Here is a 2,486-nt window from a genome sequence, read left to right as displayed (position 1 = left end):
CGTCGAGATCAAGCTTCTGCACCGCCGCCTGAAGAACACGATGATCTACGTCACCCACGACCAGATCGAGGCGATGACGCTGGCCGACCGCATCGCGGTGATGAAGGGCGGCGTGATTCAGCAGCTCGACGCGCCGCAGACGATCTACAACCGCCCCGTCAACCGCTTCGTCGCCGGCTTCCTCGGCTCGCCGGCGATGAACTTCGTCGACGGCAGGCTGGAGAAGGCCGGCGGCGACTGGCACTTTGCCGTCGAGGATGTGCGCATTCCACTTGCGACCTATGCCTTCGAGAAGGAGCCGGCGCCTGGCCCCGCCGTGTTCGGCATCCGGCCCGAGCATGTCGCCTTCAACAGCGGCACGGGCTGGCCCTTCACCGCGACGGCCAATGTCGAGGTCGTCGAGCCGATGGGTTCCGACACGCTGGTGTGGCTGAAGCTTGGGCAGCAGAACTTCACCGTGCGCGTCACCTCCGAACGCACGCCGAAGAACGGCGATGCGGTCAGCATCGGCTTCGATCCGCTGCGCGCCTCGCTCTTCAACGCCCAAACCGGCGACCGAATTTAACCTCCCAGGACCAACAGCACGGACAGGACAGATGAACTGGTCATTCCAACTCTACAGCGCGCGCAATTTCCAGCCATGGACCGGCGTGGTGAAAATGCTTGGGCAGCTCGGCTACAGCCAAGTCGAGGGCTTCGGCGGCGTCTATGACGACCCCAAAGCGTTCCGCGCCGAGCTCGACAAGAACGGGCTGGCGATGCCGACCGGGCATTTCTCGATCGACGCGCTGGAGAATGATTTCGACGGCGTGCGCAAAATCGCCGACGCGCTCGGCATCACGCTTATGATCTGCCCCTATCTGATGCCCGACCAGCGTCCGTCCGACGCCGCCGGCTGGCGCGGCTTCGGCGAGCGTCTCGCCAAGGTGGGCGAAACGGCGAAGAAGGCCGGCTACGGCTTTGCCTGGCACAACCACGATTTCGAGTTCAAGGCACTCGCCGACGGCTCGGCGCCGCAGGACCATATCCTGTCCGCCGCGCCCGACATCGGCTGGGAAATGGACGTCGCCTGGGTGATCCGCGGCGGCGCCGATCCGTTGCCCTGGATCGAAAAACACGGCAAGCGCATCGTCGCCGTCCACGTCAAGGATATCGCCAAGCCGGGCGAGGGGCTGGACGAGGACGGCTGGTCGGACGTCGGCCACGGCACGGTCGACTGGGCGGGCCTGTTCAAGGCATTGCGCGCCAAGAGCGCGGCGCAGTATTTCATCATGGAGCAGGACAACCCCAACGACATCGAGCGCTATGCCCGCCGCTCGATCGCGGCAGCCAAGAGCTGGCAGGAGTAATCGAAAATGGCAGATAAACTTGGCGTAGGCGTTATCGGCTGCGGCAACATCTCGAAGGCGTATTTCTCGCTGGCGCCGCTGTTCCGCGGCATCGAGATGCGCGCCTGCGCGGATATCAACATGGAGGCCGCGACGGCGCGCGCGAAGGAGTTCAAGCTGCGCGCCGAGACGGTCAGCGACCTGCTCAGGGACGACGAGATCGACATCATCGTCAATCTGACGATCCCGGCCGTGCATTATGAAGTCTCAAAAGCGGTGCTCGACGCCGGCAAGCACGTCTATTCGGAAAAACCCTTCGTGCTGTCGATCAAGGAAGGGCTCGATCTCAAGAAACGGGCCGAGAAGAAGGGCCTGCGCATCGGCTCGGCTCCGGACACCTTCCTCGGCGGCGCGCACCAGCTGGCGCGCGAGCTGATCGACAGCGGCAAGCTCGGCAAGATCACCAGCGGCACCTGCCATGTGATGGGCCACGGCATGGAGCACTGGCACCCCAACCCGGATTTCTTTTTCCAGCCGGGCGCTGGTCCGGTGCTGGACATCGGGCCGTATTATGTCACCAACCTGATCCAGCTGATCGGACCGGTGAAACAGGTGGCCGCCTTCGCGACGACACCGGCCAAGGAGCGGACGATCTCGTCGAAGCCGCGCGCGGGCGAAAAGATCCCGGTCAACACGCCGACCACCATCCACGCGCTGCTCGAATTCGCGAATGGCGCGGTGATCACGCTCAACACTTCCTGGGACGTCTGGAGCCATGGCCATGCGCCGATGGAGCTCTATGGCGAACTGGGCACCGTCTTCGTGCCGGACCCGAACTTCTTCGGCGGCGAGGTGCGCTTCACCGACTCGGCCAAGCCGGTGAAGAAGCTGCCCAAATGGAACCATCCGTTCGGCGTGCCGAACGAGATGCATGGCCAGGGCATGATGGCCAATTACCGCACCGCAGGCCTTGCCGATATGGCGATCGCGATCGCCGAAGGGCGGCCGCATCGCTGCTCGATGGAGTTGGCGCTGCACGCCGTCGATGTGATGACCGGCATCCTGCGTTCCGGCGAAAGCGGCAAATATGTCGCCATGCAGACGAGCTGCGAGCGGCCGGCCGCGCTCGGCGTCAAGGACGCGAAGGCGCTGCTGGCA

At 64.3% G+C, this 2,486-nt stretch carries 3 protein-coding genes; all 3 read left to right on the top strand.

Features of this window, described 5'->3' with window-relative positions:
- Positions 1-565, top strand: a 565-nt coding sequence (locus tag EOD07_RS30700; protein ID WP_127237970.1) for a TOBE domain-containing protein, incomplete at its 5' end; no start/stop codon positions are given.
- A 31-nt stretch (positions 566-596) separates the two neighbouring features.
- Positions 597-1,349, top strand: a complete 753-nt coding sequence (locus tag EOD07_RS30695) for a sugar phosphate isomerase/epimerase (protein WP_127237969.1) — start codon at positions 597-599, stop codon at positions 1,347-1,349.
- 6 nt (positions 1,350-1,355) lie between these two features.
- Positions 1,356-2,486: Gfo/Idh/MocA family oxidoreductase (locus tag EOD07_RS30690; protein ID WP_164772704.1), on the top strand; the 1,131-nt coding region annotated here is incomplete at its 3' end.

The sequence above is a fragment of the Mesorhizobium sp. M2C.T.Ca.TU.002.02.1.1 genome (genome assembly GCF_003997225.1).
The sequence above is the reverse complement of the archived record's forward strand: the minus strand, read 5'-3'. Positions and strand labels throughout refer to the sequence as shown.

What these genes read in the sequence shown, in the direction of transcription:
- EOD07_RS30695 (WP_127237969.1), top strand. Translation starts at nt 597, where the DNA reads ATGAACTGGTCATTCCAACTCTACAGCGCGCGCAATTTCCAGCCATGG.